General features: G+C 33.2%; 14 protein-coding genes. All 14 read right to left on the reverse strand.

What is annotated here, in order from left to right; all coding sequences use genetic code 11:
• Positions 1–11 precede the first annotated feature (11 nt).
• The 14 genes from NAMH_RS05405 to NAMH_RS05470 are packed head-to-tail and all read right to left on the reverse strand — an operon-like array spanning position 12 to position 15,225.
• Positions 12–1,952, reverse strand: a complete 1,941-nt coding sequence (locus NAMH_RS05405; RefSeq protein WP_012663749.1) for a WD40 repeat domain-containing protein — start codon at positions 1,950–1,952, stop codon at positions 12–14.
• The gene (msrA, locus tag NAMH_RS05410) at positions 1,933–2,454 is read right to left on the reverse strand and encodes a peptide-methionine (S)-S-oxide reductase MsrA (protein ID WP_015902350.1); all 522 of its coding nucleotides are present in this window, start codon (positions 2,452–2,454) and stop codon (positions 1,933–1,935) included. The genes NAMH_RS05405 and msrA overlap by 20 nt, the downstream gene beginning before the upstream one ends.
• Positions 2,447–4,261, reverse strand: coding sequence for a 1-deoxy-D-xylulose-5-phosphate synthase (gene dxs / locus NAMH_RS05415; protein WP_012663686.1), 1,815 nt, complete (start codon positions 4,259–4,261; stop codon positions 2,447–2,449). The genes msrA and dxs overlap by 8 nt, the downstream gene beginning before the upstream one ends.
• Positions 4,258–5,043, reverse strand: coding sequence for a flagellar assembly protein FliH (gene fliH / locus NAMH_RS05420; RefSeq protein WP_015902279.1), 786 nt, complete (start codon positions 5,041–5,043; stop codon positions 4,258–4,260). The genes dxs and fliH overlap by 4 nt, the downstream gene beginning before the upstream one ends.
• On the reverse strand, positions 5,036–6,061 hold the full coding sequence (fliG, locus tag NAMH_RS05425) for a flagellar motor switch protein FliG (protein WP_015902834.1): 1,026 nt from the start codon (positions 6,059–6,061) through the stop codon (positions 5,036–5,038). The genes fliH and fliG overlap by 8 nt, the downstream gene beginning before the upstream one ends.
• Positions 6,062–6,070: 9 nt before the next feature.
• A complete protein-coding gene (fliF, locus tag NAMH_RS05430) occupies positions 6,071–7,756 on the reverse strand; it encodes a flagellar basal-body MS-ring/collar protein FliF (protein ID WP_015902073.1) in 1,686 nt (561 codons plus the stop codon).
• The gene (hisC, locus tag NAMH_RS05435) at positions 7,753–8,826 is read right to left on the reverse strand and encodes a histidinol-phosphate transaminase (protein WP_015901777.1); all 1,074 of its coding nucleotides are present in this window, start codon (positions 8,824–8,826) and stop codon (positions 7,753–7,755) included. Before hisC ends, fliF begins: the two co-directional genes overlap by 4 nt.
• A gap of 13 nt (positions 8,827–8,839) precedes the next feature.
• Entirely contained in the window at positions 8,840–9,907 is a 1,068-nt protein-coding gene (gene pheA, locus NAMH_RS05440; protein WP_015902759.1) for a prephenate dehydratase, read from the reverse strand.
• The gene (locus NAMH_RS05445) at positions 9,882–10,652 is read right to left on the reverse strand and encodes an HAD-IIA family hydrolase (protein WP_012663967.1); all 771 of its coding nucleotides are present in this window, start codon (positions 10,650–10,652) and stop codon (positions 9,882–9,884) included. Before NAMH_RS05445 ends, pheA begins: the two co-directional genes overlap by 26 nt.
• 20 nt (positions 10,653–10,672) lie before the next feature.
• On the reverse strand, positions 10,673–11,875 hold the full coding sequence (gene lysA / locus NAMH_RS05450; protein WP_015902548.1) for a diaminopimelate decarboxylase: 1,203 nt from the start codon (positions 11,873–11,875) through the stop codon (positions 10,673–10,675).
• A 24-nt stretch (positions 11,876–11,899) separates the two neighbouring features.
• Positions 11,900–12,922, reverse strand: a complete 1,023-nt coding sequence (locus tag NAMH_RS05455) for an LptF/LptG family permease (protein ID WP_015902043.1) — start codon at positions 12,920–12,922, stop codon at positions 11,900–11,902.
• A complete protein-coding gene (pth, locus tag NAMH_RS05460; protein ID WP_015901910.1) occupies positions 12,923–13,462 on the reverse strand; it encodes an aminoacyl-tRNA hydrolase in 540 nt (179 codons plus the stop codon). It abuts the gene before it with no gap.
• Positions 13,463–13,513: 51 nt separating this feature from the next.
• Positions 13,514–14,050 carry a 50S ribosomal protein L25/general stress protein Ctc gene (locus tag NAMH_RS05465; protein ID WP_015902232.1) on the reverse strand — a complete coding sequence of 179 codons (537 nt, stop codon included), beginning with the start codon at positions 14,048–14,050 and terminating at the stop codon, positions 13,514–13,516.
• A 53-nt stretch (positions 14,051–14,103) separates the two neighbouring features.
• On the reverse strand, positions 14,104–15,225 hold the full coding sequence (locus NAMH_RS05470; protein ID WP_015902338.1) for a type IV pilus twitching motility protein PilT: 1,122 nt from the start codon (positions 15,223–15,225) through the stop codon (positions 14,104–14,106).
• Positions 15,226–15,227 lie beyond the last annotated feature (2 nt).

Genomic DNA, 15,227 nt, shown 5'->3' on the forward strand with positions numbered 1-15,227 from the left:
GATTAAGCAGTTTATTTATTTTTATTCATAACTTTCATAATTTCCTCATCTTTTCCGAATGTATTTATATATTTCTCAATTGCTTTTTTATCATGAGAGTCTTTTATGTAGTTTAGGTAGGCGCTTTTTAGCATATTTTTAATTCTCGGTTTTTTAATATTAATATTTTCATATTCTTTCAGTTCACGCAGGGCTTCTTTTATTTTACCTTTAAACGCTTTCGCTTCTGCGGTTTTAAGTTTTTCACTCCATTTTTCTTCATACAGTTTATAAACTTTTAGATCTTTTAAAAAAGGGTACTGTTCAACAAGTTCAAAGGCTTTGTTTTTGTCTTTCCCGAAAAGTCTTAAAAACTCCAAAGATATCTGAGCCTGAGTTAACAGTTCTTTTGCTTTTAATTCATATCCTTCAATATCCTCCAAAATAGTTGCGGCTTTTAGGACATATTTAAAGTTTTCTTCTTTTAATGCTTTTAAAGCAAGTGTATACAGCCTTTGGGCATATTCCATAACCGCCTGATACTCTTTAGTATTTTTAAGCTCGGGGTGTTCTTTAATGATTGCAAAAAAACCTGCAAAATCTTTTTTGGCTATTTTTTCTTTCATTAATCTAAAAAGTTCGGCTTGTTTTAAAAGCAGTTCAATCAAAGGTATTTTTTCACTGACCGTCATAAAATCTTTAAGTATCTCTTTTGCTTCTGAAACCCTGCCTTCGATTGCAAGTTTTTTTGCTTTTTCAAATTTAAGCTCCCACTCTTTTTCAACAAGTTTATAATATTTTGTATCTTTTAACAGTTCATACTGATTGGCTATCTGATAAAAAAGAGCGAAATTCCTGTTTTCATATGCTTTTTTGAATTTGATTATATTTTCATAATGTGTAAGTATTTTTGTTATCTCTTCACGCTTTTGCAAAACATTCATAAACGGTTTTAATACATCTATTGCTTTTGACTTTAAATTCTCTTCAAGATACTTTATAGCTCTTTTAATAGAATTTTTATATAAAAGTTCAAGCTTTTCATAACTTTTTGTCTTTTTTAAAAAAGGATTTAATGTTAGCATCTCATAAGCAGTTTTATAATCACCCTTTAAAATAACATCTAAGAATTCAACCTCATCATATAACTCTACATATTGTAGCTCATTATTCTGAATAAAATACAGTTTATCTTTATAAACACAAATTTTTGAGGCGTCAATATCAAAAAATTTTTCATTTATGAGAACTTCTTTTTCAAGATCATACAGAACAATCCTATCCCTAACTGCAATAAATAAATAATTTTCATATATATAAAAATCCATAAACTCTTCATAAATGTCAAACCTGTCCTTACGCTCTTTTTTATACTTATCCCATTTTATAATATCCGAATATTCCGAGGCGCTCACTAAAAAATTCTTATTTTCTATTTTTAACGCTTTTTTAAGATGCAGATACCTGACAATCTTTTTTAAAGAAAACTGATTTACAAAAAGTACGCTTTTATCATACCCCGTGGCATATATTTCATCACTTCCAAACGCAAGAGAACTTATAAAATCTTTGTGCTTGGCAACTTTTGAAACCATTTTGAAAAGGTCTAAAGAATATAAAAAGATTTTACCGTCAATACCTCCGCTTGCAAAATAATTTTTATCAAGTTTAACGCTTAATACATCACCCCTGTGCCATTCGTATTTGTCAAGCAGTTTTTTGTTTTTAATATCCCACAGTGTCAGAGGTTTTGAAGGAGTGGCTAAAAGCAGGTATTTAAACTCTTCGTCAATATCTATACCATTTTCTTTTGGTTTGTTTGGCGGAAGTTTAAGTTTAAAGCCGTTTATAAGTTTAAAATCAGAATTAAAAATATAAACCCTATTGTTTACATCTACAAGTGCGTATCCGTTTTGGTTTACTTTAAGATATGATATTTGGTCTTTAAATTCTTTAAGTTTTTTTGTTTTCATTTTTAATCTTTAAATATTTTTCAACCTTAGGCGCCACCACGTACATACAGTAAGGCTGATGTGGGTTTTTGGCAAAATAGTTTTGATGATACTTTTCTGCCGGATAGAATATCTCAAGAGGTTTTACTTCAGTTACCACATTCAAGCCCTCTTTTTTAAGCTCTTCTATCTTTTTTAACGCCTTTTCTTTCTGCTCTTCATCAAGATACAGAATTATAGACCTGTATTGGGTTCCAACATCGTTTCCCTGCCTGTTAAGCTGTGTAGGGTCGTGGATTTTGAAAAATATATCAAGAAGTTCATCATAACTAACTGTATTTTCATCATAATCTATTTCAACTACTTCCGCATGTCCGGTTACACCGGTACACACCTGCTCGTAGTTCGGATTTGGACGTCTTCCTCCAGCATATCCGACTACTACGTCCCTTACTCCGTCAACTTTTCTGAATACGGCGTCCAGACACCAAAAACACCCGCCTCCGAATACCGCTTTAGGCATTTTGGTCCTTTATTTTCTCCACTATGCTTTGAACGTCAACTTTTAAAAGTCTCTCCACACTTTCAACATCCCCGTGCGGAATAAACTCGTCAGGGTATTCAAAACTCTCAATACTCACATCAAGATTTTCAGAGTTTACAAAATCGCTAAGCATTTCGGCAATTCCGCCCTCTTTTGCATTGTCACTTATTACATACCATTTTTTTGCCCTGAGGCTTCTTAAAAGTTCTTTGTCAAACGGTTTTACAAACCTTAAATCGACAACTCCCGTATCGATTCCCTGCTCTTTTAGAAGTTTATGGGCTTTATATGCTTTTCCTACACCGTTGCCGTATGCTATAAACATAATATTATCGCTATCAATCAAAACTTCAGCTTTGCCGAGTTCAAAATCTTTTGCATCAAACACTTCGTCTTCAAGAGTGAAAGCACCCCTTGGATATCTGAACGCACAAGGTCCGTCGTTGAATTCTTTTGCAAACCTTACTGCCTTTTTAAGAGTTTCGAAATCCCTTGGTGCGAAAATAGTAATATTTGGCAGAATTCTAAGATACCCTATATCAAACACACCCTGATGGGTTTCACCGTCCGCACCGACTATTCCGGCTCTGTCGATTGCGAATCTTACAGGATAGTTATCAAGACACACATCATGAATGATCTGGTCATACCCTCTTTGTAAAAAGGTTGAATATATTGCAACAAACGGAATAAATCCTTCTTTTGCAAGAGGAGCCATGGATGTTACGGCATGCTGCTCTGCAATTCCGACATCCCAAAACCTCTCCGGAAACTCTTTCATCAGTTCTTTCATTCCCGTACCGCTTGGCATTGCGGCGGTCACACCTACAATGTTTTTATCTTCTTTTGCAAGTTCCAATAATGTTTCGGAATAAACTTTAGTGGCGCTCAGAGAGGATTTTTTAAGTGGTTTTCCGGTTTTAAGGTCAAACGGTCCCACTCCGTGCCAGTGTTCATAATATCCTTCCGCCTGCTCGTAACCTTTTCCTTTAATTGTTTTGGCATGGACAATTACAGGCTTTTTCAGGCTTTTTGCAACTTCAAGCGTTTCAATTACCTCTTCAAGATTGTGTCCGTCAATAGGTCCAATGTATTCAAGTCCCATTTCTTCAAAAAAGACACCGTGAACGCTAAACATTTCTTCAAATTTTTTAGCCATATATTTTACGTCTTTAGGAGCGGAATCAAGGAATTTTTTAAACTTTTCCTTAAATCCCTGATAAAGCTTTCCGGCTTTAAGTCTTGTAAGGTATTTGCTAAGTGCACCTATAGGTTTACCTATACTCATTTCGTTATCGTTTAGTATTATTACCACAGGGTATTTTCTAAATCCGAGTTCATTCAGAGCCTCATATACCATACCGGCACTCATAGCCCCGTCACCTATTAAAACAACTGGTATCCTCTCTTCACCTTTTAATTTAATCGCTTTTGCAGCACCAACCGCCACAGATATAGAGGTAGAGGAGTGTCCCGCGCTGAAATAATCATATTTACTCTCACTCGGTTTGGTATAACCGCTGATACCTCCGAACTGTCTTAAAGTATCAAACTCATCCCATCTACCGGTTAAAAGTTTATGTGCATATGCCTGGTGTGACACATCAAAAATAAAAGGATCTTTTTCTACGTCAAAAACATAATGCATGGCAATAATAAGTTCAACCGCACCGAGTGTTGAACTTAAATGTCCGCCTTTTGCCGAAACAACTTCTAAAATTCTTTTTCTTATATCTTGTGCCAGTTTTTCTAATTCAACAATATTTTTACTTTTAACATCTATCATTCATTACCTTCCAATACCGCTTCTTTTATAGCTTTAAACCTCTGTAAAATTTCCGCATCAATATTTCCTATATCGCTTACAATCACCACTCCGCCCTCTTTTACCGCTTCATCTTCAATAATTTCAACATTTTGTAAATTCTGCTCTTTAAGATACTGAGCATCTTTCGGATTTACTTTTATTTGTATTTTTGTAGCGTCTTTAATATCTTCCATTAATGATTTAGCAAGATTATAAGCTATTTCTTTTGAATTTTCACTAACTTCTTTTTGAATTACCTCTTTTGCGATATCAAGTGCTACCGAAATTAACTCTTTTTCTATCGAAAGTATTTTCTCTTCAAACACTTCGTTGATTTTATCCACTTTTTCAATAGAACTTTGAAGAAGTTTAATTTTCTCTTCCATTTCTTTGGAAAGCTCGTTATTGGCTTCTTCTTTACCTTTTTTATATCCCTCTTCGTACGCTTTTTGCTTTTCAATCTCTATTTGCTGTTTGCATTCATTTAACTGTTGCTCGAATTTCGTTTGAATATTTACAATATTATTACTCAGCTCTTCTATTTTTTCAAGAAGTTTTTCAATTACTTCATTATTAGAATTATTGTTCTGATTTGATGTATTGTGTTGATTCGTATCTGATGTTTCTTTTTCATTTTCCGAATTCTGCTGATTATCACTATTATTTGTAGAAACAAATGTATCACTATCGTCAAAGCTTTTAAATGAATACTGATTAATTATGTGTTTTTCCACTGCTTCGCCGTTTACTATTCTACTCAATTACTTCTTCCTCCGCTCCGATTGATACTTTACCTTCTTCAGCAAGTTTTTGAACTATTTCCACTATACTTCTTTGTGCAGCTTCAACATCTTTAACTTTAACAGGACCCAAGAACTGCATCTCTTCTTCAAACGCAGCCGCTGCACGCTGTGACATATTAGCTAAAAATTTTTCTTTTAATTCTTCAGGTGCGCCTTTTAATGCAATCATTAATTGATTTTTATCAGCTTCTTTTAAAATTTCACGAATTGCGTTATTGTCAAGTTTAAGGATATCCTCAAATGTAAACATTTTTTCTTTAATTTCTTCTGCAAGCTCATTATTAACCTGTTCAATGAATTTAAGCGTAGATTTTGCAGCTTTTTGACCGAGTCTATTGAATATTTCCGCAACGAATCTTACCCCACCGATTTCAACCTTATATCCTGTAAGAGCTTCAAGTTTTGTTTCAAGAATTGCCGATACTTTTTTAATAACCTGTGGAGAAATATCGCCAAGATTACTCATTCTGATAAGCACTTCAGCCCTTACCTCATCAGGAAAATAGCTAAGTGTTTCAGCTGCACTTGTAGGATCCATATGTGCTAAAATAAGTGCGATTGTCTGAGGGTGTTCGTTTACGATAAAGTCCGCAAGCTGTTGAGGTTTAACTTTTTGTAAAAATCCGAAAGTCTGCTCACTCTGAAGCGATTTTGCAAGTTTATCAAGAACTTTTTTAGCTTCTTCCGGACCTAATGCTTTATATAATATTTCTTTAGCATATTCAAGACCGCCGCTTGCAATATACTGATTTGATTGAAATATTACATAAAATTCTTCTAAAACTGCCGCCGCAATCGCTTTATCTATCGCTTTTGCCGTAGCAATATATTTTGAAATCTCGGTTATTGCGTTTACATCCATATATGAAAAAATCTGAGCTGTTAAATCCTCACCAAGCTGAATCAATAATATCGCTATTTTTTCCGGCATTGAAAGTTCGTCAAGTATAGCTTGTTGCTGAGCTGATAGTGCCATTAGTTATCCTTATACTTCATGCGTTTCTTCTTTAATTAAGTTCTCAAGAACTTTAGCAACTTCTTCAGTTTTTTCTTCAGCCATTTTAACAATTCTGTCAAGCAGAACTTCGTATTTCAGCTCTTCTTCATTTACGTCACTTGAAATACCCAATTGCTGCTCAACTTTTTCTTTTAATTCTTTTATTTTATCATAAGTGGACTCAACTTCTTCTTCATTAATTTCAATATCAGGCTTAACATATTCAGGTTCTTCTTCAATTTTAACTTCAAGCATTTTCTGTGTAAACGGTGTAATAACCTTTTTATAAAAAACAAAAAGAACAATTGCCAGGAATAAATATTTCAATATTCCGCTTATCGGTCCTAAATACATTTGAACACTTTGCATAACTTTTCCTACTGCCGAAGTCGGCTCATTATTTGCGCTGTTTCCGGTAAATTGAAAACTGCTAACACTTACACTATCTCCTCTTTTCGGATCGTATCCTATTGTGTTTTTTACAAGATTTTCGATATTGGTAAGTTCGAGTTTAGTTAAAGGAACAAACTCTTTTTTGCCGTCTTTATCCTCTTTATAATGACCGTCTACCACAACTGCTGCGGTTATTCTTTTTATTTTTGCAAGAGGTTCTTTCACATCTTTTACTGTTGTGGAAATTTCATAATTAGTAGTTGTTTGAGATTTGGTATATTTGTCTTTAACTTCATTTGATTTTGTACCCTGTACAGGTCCCACGTTACTTACGGCACCGGGAACTCCGCCGACTTCTTTCGGTTTATATCCCGTTCTACTCTCTTCCAAAGTCTGTTCGCTTCTTACGACGTTATCAGGAGAATAAATGGTTGATTTTGATTTAACTTGAGAAAAATCAATATCAAGGTTTACTTTTGCCACAACTTTATTTTTACCTCCTATTACAGGAGCAAGAATTGATACGATTTTATCTTCAAGAGCCTTTTCCATTCTTTTTTTATATATTATTTCTGCTTTTAAAAGTTCATTATTTTGAGTCAGTTCATCATTTTCACCAAGAAGGTTGCCGTACTGGTCTATAATTTTTACGTTTTCCGGCTTCATTTTAGGAACAGCCGCCGCTACAAGGTATTTAATACCCTGTATCTGTTTAGGAGTTAAAACCATATTAGGTTTAAGTTTGATAACCACTGAAGCGGTAGGAGGAGTCTGTTTTTCCACAAACACACTGTCTTTAGGTATTGCAATATTTACAGTTGCGCTCTCAACCGCATCAAGTGATTCGATTGTTCTTCCGAGTTCTCCTTCGAGAGCTCTTAGATATTTTACTTTTTGTTCAAAATCCGTAATACCGAAACTGTTTTTGTCAAATAGTTCAAACCCTACTTTTGAGCTTTTTGGTAGCCCCTGTGCGGCCACATCAAGTCTTATTTTTTGAACTACGTCTTTTGGAACTTCAATAACCCCGTCTTCAGGAATAACGTAAGGAATCTGTTTTTTATCAAGATATTGTACAATTAATGCAGCGTCTTTTGAAGAAAGATTATCGAATAGTATTGCATATCCTGTTTTTGTTTTCGAAGAAGTGGTGTTAAAAACAACCAAAAACGAAATAATCGCCACCAAAGCGACGATAGCCGAAATAATTACTATCTTTTGTCTTTTATTAAGATTTTTGGTAAATGCGATTATTTGTTTAAACAGTTCTTCAAAATTCAACTAATCATACCTTTTAGTGTATTTAATAATTTATCATTTTCTTCAGGTTTTCCTATAGTGATTCTAAGCGCTTCAAAACCGTAACTGGCCATATTTCTTACAATTATACCTTTTTTTAATAAATTTTCAGCAATTTTCGTTGAATTTTTTATATATAACACAATAAAATTGGTGTAACTGTCAATATAATCCAAACCGTTTTCTTTTGCAAAGTTTTTGTATTTCTCCATTTCTTCAAAGTTTTTAACAATACCCATTTTTACGAATTCTTCATCTTTAAGTGCTTCAATTGCCGCAGCTAATGAAAGGGTGGTAATGTTAAAAGGAGGTCTTAATTTATGAAGATTTTGGATAATAAATTCATTCGCAATTCCGTATCCTATTCTCATACCACCAAGTCCGTACGCTTTTGAAAACGTTCCGGTATATAGAACATTAGGATACTTTAAAATATCTTTCGGTTTAATCTCTTTATTTTTATCTTTATAACTTGCAAACTCTTGATAAGCACCGTCTACAACAATGAGTGTGTTTTGATCGATTTTTTCTATAAACTCAAATACTTCTTTAGAGTCTACGCACTCTCCTAAAGGATTGTTTGGTACGCATAAAAAGATGATTTCAGGCTTTTGCTGTTTATATATTTCATAAAATTCATTCAAATTATGGGTAATACTTTTTGTTTTTAAAATCTCCGCACCCACCTGTTTTGAATAAATTTCATACATTGCAAACGTAATTCCCGCCATTAAAACTTTTTTAGGTGCTATTGCGTGGACGGCAAATTCAAGTATCTGATCGCTGCCCGCTCCGATTATAACGTTTGAATTTTTAATATCAAACTTGACACTTAACGCGTCTTTTAGTTCAAAAAAAGAATCATCAGGATATCTGTGCATCTGATTGGCTATATTTTTTACTTTTTCAATAGCTTTTGGAGGCGGACCGTACGGATTTTCGTTACTTGCAAGCTTTATAATTTCTTCAGGCTTTATTCCGAATTCCCTTACCACAAGCTCTATCGGCTTTCCGGCTTCATAAGTTTTTAAATCTTTTAATTTTTCAAACATCAATTCTCCTTAATTAACAGTCTCTAAGATAAGAACCGAGCCACAGCATATCTTCCGAATCTATAATTTCTTTTACGTTTTCATCATCAATGTGGCCTTCAAAATCTATATAAAACCATGTATTAAACGTATCGTCTTTATTCGGTCTACTCTCGATTTTTAAAAGATTAATCTCTTTTTCTTTGAATTTTTTAAGTAGTTCAAAAAGCGCACCCGATTTATGAGATGTTTTCGCTATTACGCTTGTTTTGTCGTTTCCTGATTTTTGGGTTTTAAAATCGCTTATGATAATAAATCTCGTTCTGTTGGCAAGGTTGTCTTCTATTTTTTCAAATAAAAGCGGGACATTATATAATTTTGCCGCAATTTTAGAACATATCGCGCCGCTTTCCTGATCTTCGGCAGCCATTTGAGCGGCTTTAGCCGTTGATTCGGTAGGAATGAACTCCACATCTAAAAGTCCATGTGTTTCAAGGAAATTTAGACACTGGTTATATCCCTGAGGATGAGAGTAAATTCTTTTAATATTTTTCAAGTCATCCTGATATGAGGCAAAGGAATGATGTATATCCATACATATTTCAGATACTATTTTTACATCGTATTTTTTTAAAGAATCAAGCGTTACGCCCACAACTCCTTCTGTATTGTTTTCAATAGGTACGACACCGTATTTCGCTTCTTTATTGGCAATCGCTTTAAATACCGCTTCTATATTCAATAAAGGCAGATACTTTGCATTAGCACCGAACCTGCTCTCAGCAGCCTGATGGGTATAAGTACCGATAGGTCCCAAAAAAGCTATTCTTTCTTTTCTTTCAAGTGTCCTGCTTATTGCGAAAATTTCAAGAAAAATAGCTTCGATCTCTTCATATCCTAATATTCCGCCCTCTTTTTTACTGAGTTCACTCAACCTTTTAATAATCTCTTTTTCTCTTTCAGGTCTATATACCGGAGAATTGCTTGTGTTTTTAAGCTCTCCGACTTTTTTTACGATTTCCATTCTTTTATTTAAAAGTTTCAATATTTCATTATCTATAGAATCTATCTCTTTTCTAAGTTCTTGTAATTTTTTCTCCATTCTTTCTCCAATAGTTTAATAGCTCTTTGATGTTTTCGAAAACAAAATCCGGCTTTTGAGTTATTTCTTTTTTATCTTTGATTTTACCGCTTAATACGAGTACCGTTTGCATTCCAAGCTTTTTTGCGGGAATTAAATCACCTTTTAAATCATCGCTAATAATAGTAATTTTATCATAATTTAATCCCAATATGGATTTAGCTCTGTCAAAAAAAGAAGTACTCGGTTTACCTACAGTTACATAATCTTTATCCGTAGCGTATTTAAGCATTTCAAGTATGGCTCCAAGACCCGGGTATCTTTTGGAATTATGTGAATAAAGAGAAGTTTTATGCATTCCTACAAGTTCGGCACCGTTTAATAAAAATTCGATTATTTGTGAAAATTCGTCGTTACTGTACAGTTTTATCCCGAGCAGTACACTCTCGGGATTTTCATAATCAAGAGTAAAGCCTTTTGATTTTAATACATTCAAAAACTTTTCACTCCCGTATGCCGCGATTTTTTTACTTGCAAGAATTTCATCCAAAACCATAAGTGGATCAATATAGTTTTTAAAATCAAAACCTAAATTTTTTAAATAAGACTGAAATTCCTCAGAAGGTCTTTTAGTATTGTTGGTAATTAAAATATAAGGTAAGTCGTTTTTGTTAAGAAAATCCAAAAACTTAATGCTTCCGGGAAGCGGAAGGAAGTCTTTATCATCGATAAGCGTTCCCTGAACGTCAATAAAAAATCCCTTCATCCCTCCCCTTTTGTAAGAAATTATAAATAATCTACTTCACAGGCAATTAAATCCTCAAACGTTTCCCTTCTTCTTATGATCCTGTCCTCACCGTTTTCTACGGCTATTTCCGCGGCTCTCGGCCTTGTATTATAGTTACTGCTCATTGTAAACCCGTATGCTCCGGCACTGTGTATTACAACCAAATCTCCGTGATTTGTACTCGGAAGTTCTATATCTTTTGCAAAGAAATCTCCGCTTTCACAAATAGGGCCTACCAGATTAGCTTTACTTATTTCCCCGTTTTTATCTGTTATAACTTCGATTTTATGATAAGCGTTATAAAGACTCGGTCTGATAAGATCGTTCATAGCCCCGTCGACTATTACGAATCTTTTATCACCGTTTACTTTTTCATAAAGCACACTTGTTAAAAACCATCCGCCGTTTCCTACTAAAAATCTTCCCGGCTCACATACTATAGTCACATCAAGTCCACTAAGTGTAGAAAGAATAGCCTGAGCATAATCATATGGTTTTATAGTTTCTTCATCTTTATATTTAATACCAAGTCCTCCTCCCACATCGAAAAATTTGATATCGATATTTATTGCTTTTAAGCTTCTAACCAAATCCGCCACAATCTGACTGGCTTCTTTTATCGGCTCAAGCTCCGTCAGCTGGCTTCCTATATGAAAATGAATTCCCACAGGATTTAAAGAAGAGTTGTTTTTTGCAAAAAGATACATTTTTTTAGCTGTATCTATATCTACACCGAATTTATTTTCATGAAGTCCCGTAGAAATGTAAGGATGTGTTTTAGGATCAATATTAGGATTCACCCTGATTGAAATTCTTGCTACAACACCTAATTTTTCAGCAATATCAGCAACTCTGTTTAATTCCGCTTCACTTTCAACGTTTATCATCAATATATCAAGTTTTAACGCTTCTTCAATTTCATCATCTCTCTTACCGACACCGCTGAAAATCACTTTATATCTATCAACTCCGGCCATTAATGCTCTTTTTACTTCACCGATACTTACGCAGTCAGCACCGCTCCCGAGAGTTGCAAACTTTTTTATAACGCTTAAATTTGAATTTGCTTTTACAGCATATGAAATGATACTTTTTCTGCCTTTAAAAGCATTTTTAAGTTCGTTAAACTGATTTTCAAAATGATGAAAATCGTAAACATACAACGGAGTCCCGTATTTGTCCGCTAACTTTTTAAAATTCATTATTTCTCCTTGAAATTTATAACTTTATTCTTTTTCTTCTTTTATTAACAAATAAACACCGTAACTGTAGATTATAAAACACGGTACCATTAATACATAAGGTGATATAACACCCTGTTTGGAAAACTTATATATCATCAACTGTATTCCCCAAATTAAAATAGTTAAAAAAACGGATTTTACCAAAAAGAGTGAAACATTAGAAATTCTTTGATGAATAGGCACTTGAAATATAAATACGATAATTAATCCGATCAAACTAAGTGCGGTAAAAATTTTATAAAAAACCATGGATAAAAGCGTATTTACATTTACATCTTTAAATATTTTAATAGCTATGATAGCGTCGTATAATGAGATTGAATTTAATTTTTTTAAATTAGACACTATTTTAGGTTTAAAGTTTTTTAAAAAAAATATATCATTTCTGATTTTAGTGATTTTTTTATCGTTAATAAACGTGATTTCAGCGTTTTTAGCTTGCCATATGTCATTTACGAAAACAGCTTTTTTAGCTGATATAATTTTTTTTACTTTACCGTCTTTTAAAACAAACACCCTTATGTCTATCGCTTCTTTTAAGATAGGTTTTATTTTTTTTATATAAATAATTTTATCGTTGAATTTTATAAATAAATTAGTGTTGCTATATTGTCTTTTGTTTAAAATTGAATCGGCATACTCTCTAACATATGCCATTTTACCGCTGTCTAAAGCAATAAAAATAAAAAATATTAAAAATGAAAATGTTAAAAAAGGTTTCAATATTTTTTTTACGGAAAACCCCAAAGAGTAAAAACTCACGAGTTCATTGAATTTAATCATATAATACATTGTAAACAAAAACGAAAAAACTATCGCCAACGGATAAAACATATCAAAACTGTATAAAACTATATAATATAAATATAAAACCTGTAAGTTTGAAGAATCAGGCAATTTGGAAAAATTGGCTATAAAATCGATAATTACGAAAAAAAAAGCAAGTGAAAATAGTATTAGTAAAAAATTTTTCGCGTATTTTTTGATTATGTAGTTAAAATACACTTAACACTCTTTTTGAGAGTATTTAGAAGGTGCGTTTTTTATATCTTCTATCGCACTTTTTATTTTAGGAAACAGACTTTGCATGCATTTCATTTCTTCATCTGTAAAATTACTCAAAACATATTTAACTACTTCGTCTTTTCTTTCAGGCCTTCCGACCCCTATTCTGACTCTGTAGTAATCATTGCCTATATGCTGATCAAGTGATTTAAGTCCGTTATGTCCGCCATGACTTCCGCCTCTTTTAAACTTAAGGGCACCTAATTTTAAATCTATATCGTCATGAATTACGACTATATCTTCATTGTCTATTTTATAATAGTTTTTAACCAAAACAGCGCTTTCACCGCTAAGATTCATATAAGTAGTGGGTTTTAAAAACATATAATTTGAAGCTTTGAAAAGTTCGCCTTTAAATGATGAACTTATTTTCCTGGCATTAAACTCATTTATTAAATAATCTATTGCTAAAAAACCAATATTATGTCTGTTTAATTTATATTTTTCTCCGGGATTACCAAGACCGATTATGAGTTTCATATACCCTCTTTTAATGTAGTTAAAGAAAGAAAACGGCGAAAGCCGTTAAAATTATTTAGCCTTAATTACACCTACAACCGGAATTGAAGGGTTTAAGAAACACTCAACTCCTTCAGGCATTTCGATATCTCTGATTAGAATATTGTCACCAACATCAAGGTTAGTTACATCAAGTTCAAAGAAATCTGGTAAATTCTCAGGTGCAGCTTTTACTTTAATTCTTCTTCTGTGGTAAATTAATACACCTTTGTTTTTAAGACCGATTGGAGTCCCTTTTACTTTAATAGGAACATGATAGTATGACTTAACACCATCTTGAGCCATTAGTAAATCAACATGTAAAAGTTCTCCTGTTACAGGATGTTTTTGATATTCTTGAACAACAACTTTTACTTCTTTGTCTCCAACTTTTACCGGGAATACCAAATGTTCTTTGTTTCTTAAGTATTTAATAAAGTCACCTGTTTTGAATGCTGCATTTATGTTTTCCTGACCTTTTCCATAAATGTTAGCAATCAGATAACCATCCCTTCTAAGCTTTTTAGTTTCAGCTTTTGAGGTACTCTCTCTGATAATTCCTTCAAGCATAATTTCTCCTTAGTTTTTTTAGAACTGAAATTATATCTAAATTTTTATAAATTTCAACTATCTTTAAGACCGATTTTAGATTCTTCAACAACTTCAATACCGCTTTCAAGTTTTGCTTTTTTAAGTTTAAGGATAAAGTCATCCCTGCTTGTTGCATAATCAAGTGCAACATCTTCTTTAACACGTCCTTCAATAACTAAATCAACAAGATGCTGATCGAAACTTTGAGTACCGTAAGTTTTTTTACCTTCTTCAATAACGTCTTTGAGTTCATTATCTCTTTTTTGTAAGATCAAATCTTTAATTCTTGGAGTTTTTATAAGAATTTCCATAGCAGCGGTTCTCTTACCTTCAACCGTCGGAACAAGTCTTTGAGATATAACACCTTCAAGAACCGAACCTAATACCATTCTTATACGGTCTTGTTCTTCAACAGGAAACACCCCGATAATTCTGTTAATCGTCTCTTTTGCATCTAACGTATGTAGTGTTGAGAATACCAAATGTCCTGTCTCAGCCGCATGCAGGGCAATCTCTATCGTTTCTCTGTCCCTCATCTCACCTACTAAGATAATATCCGGGTCTTCCCTTAAGGCTGCTCTTAGGGCTCTGCTGAAACTTAACGTATCTTCTCCTAAGCTTCTTTGGTTTATTAAACATTTTTTATCTTTATGTACAAACTCAACAGGATCTTCTATAGTAATAATATGTTTTGATCTTTTTTCATTGATTTCATTTATCATTGCGGCAAGTGTAGTGGATTTACCACTTCCCGTAACACCGGTAACAAGCACAAGTCCTCTTTCTGTTTCCGCAAATTTATGTAAAATAGGTGGAAATTTTAAGCTTTCGATTGTTGGAATTTTACTTGGAATAACCCTGAACACCACAGAAGGACCGTCAATTTGGAAAAACGCATTTCCTCTGAATCTGTAGTCTTCGTTAAGTTTATAGTTAAAATCGATTTCCTTATTTTTAACAAGTTCTTCAAACCTACCTCTTAAAATTATTTTTAAAAGCTCTACAACATCTTCCCTTTTTAAAAAGGGAGATTCCATTGTTACGAGTTTACCCTGAACCCTCGCTTTAATACCGTTACCGGCTTTTACGTGTAAATCACTCCCGTCATATTTAATTAATGCGTAAAGATATTTATTTAATTCTTCTTTTGTCATTA

The organism is Nautilia profundicola AmH, assembly GCF_000021725.1.
GTDB lineage: Bacteria > Campylobacterota > Campylobacteria > Campylobacterales > Nautiliaceae > Nautilia > Nautilia profundicola.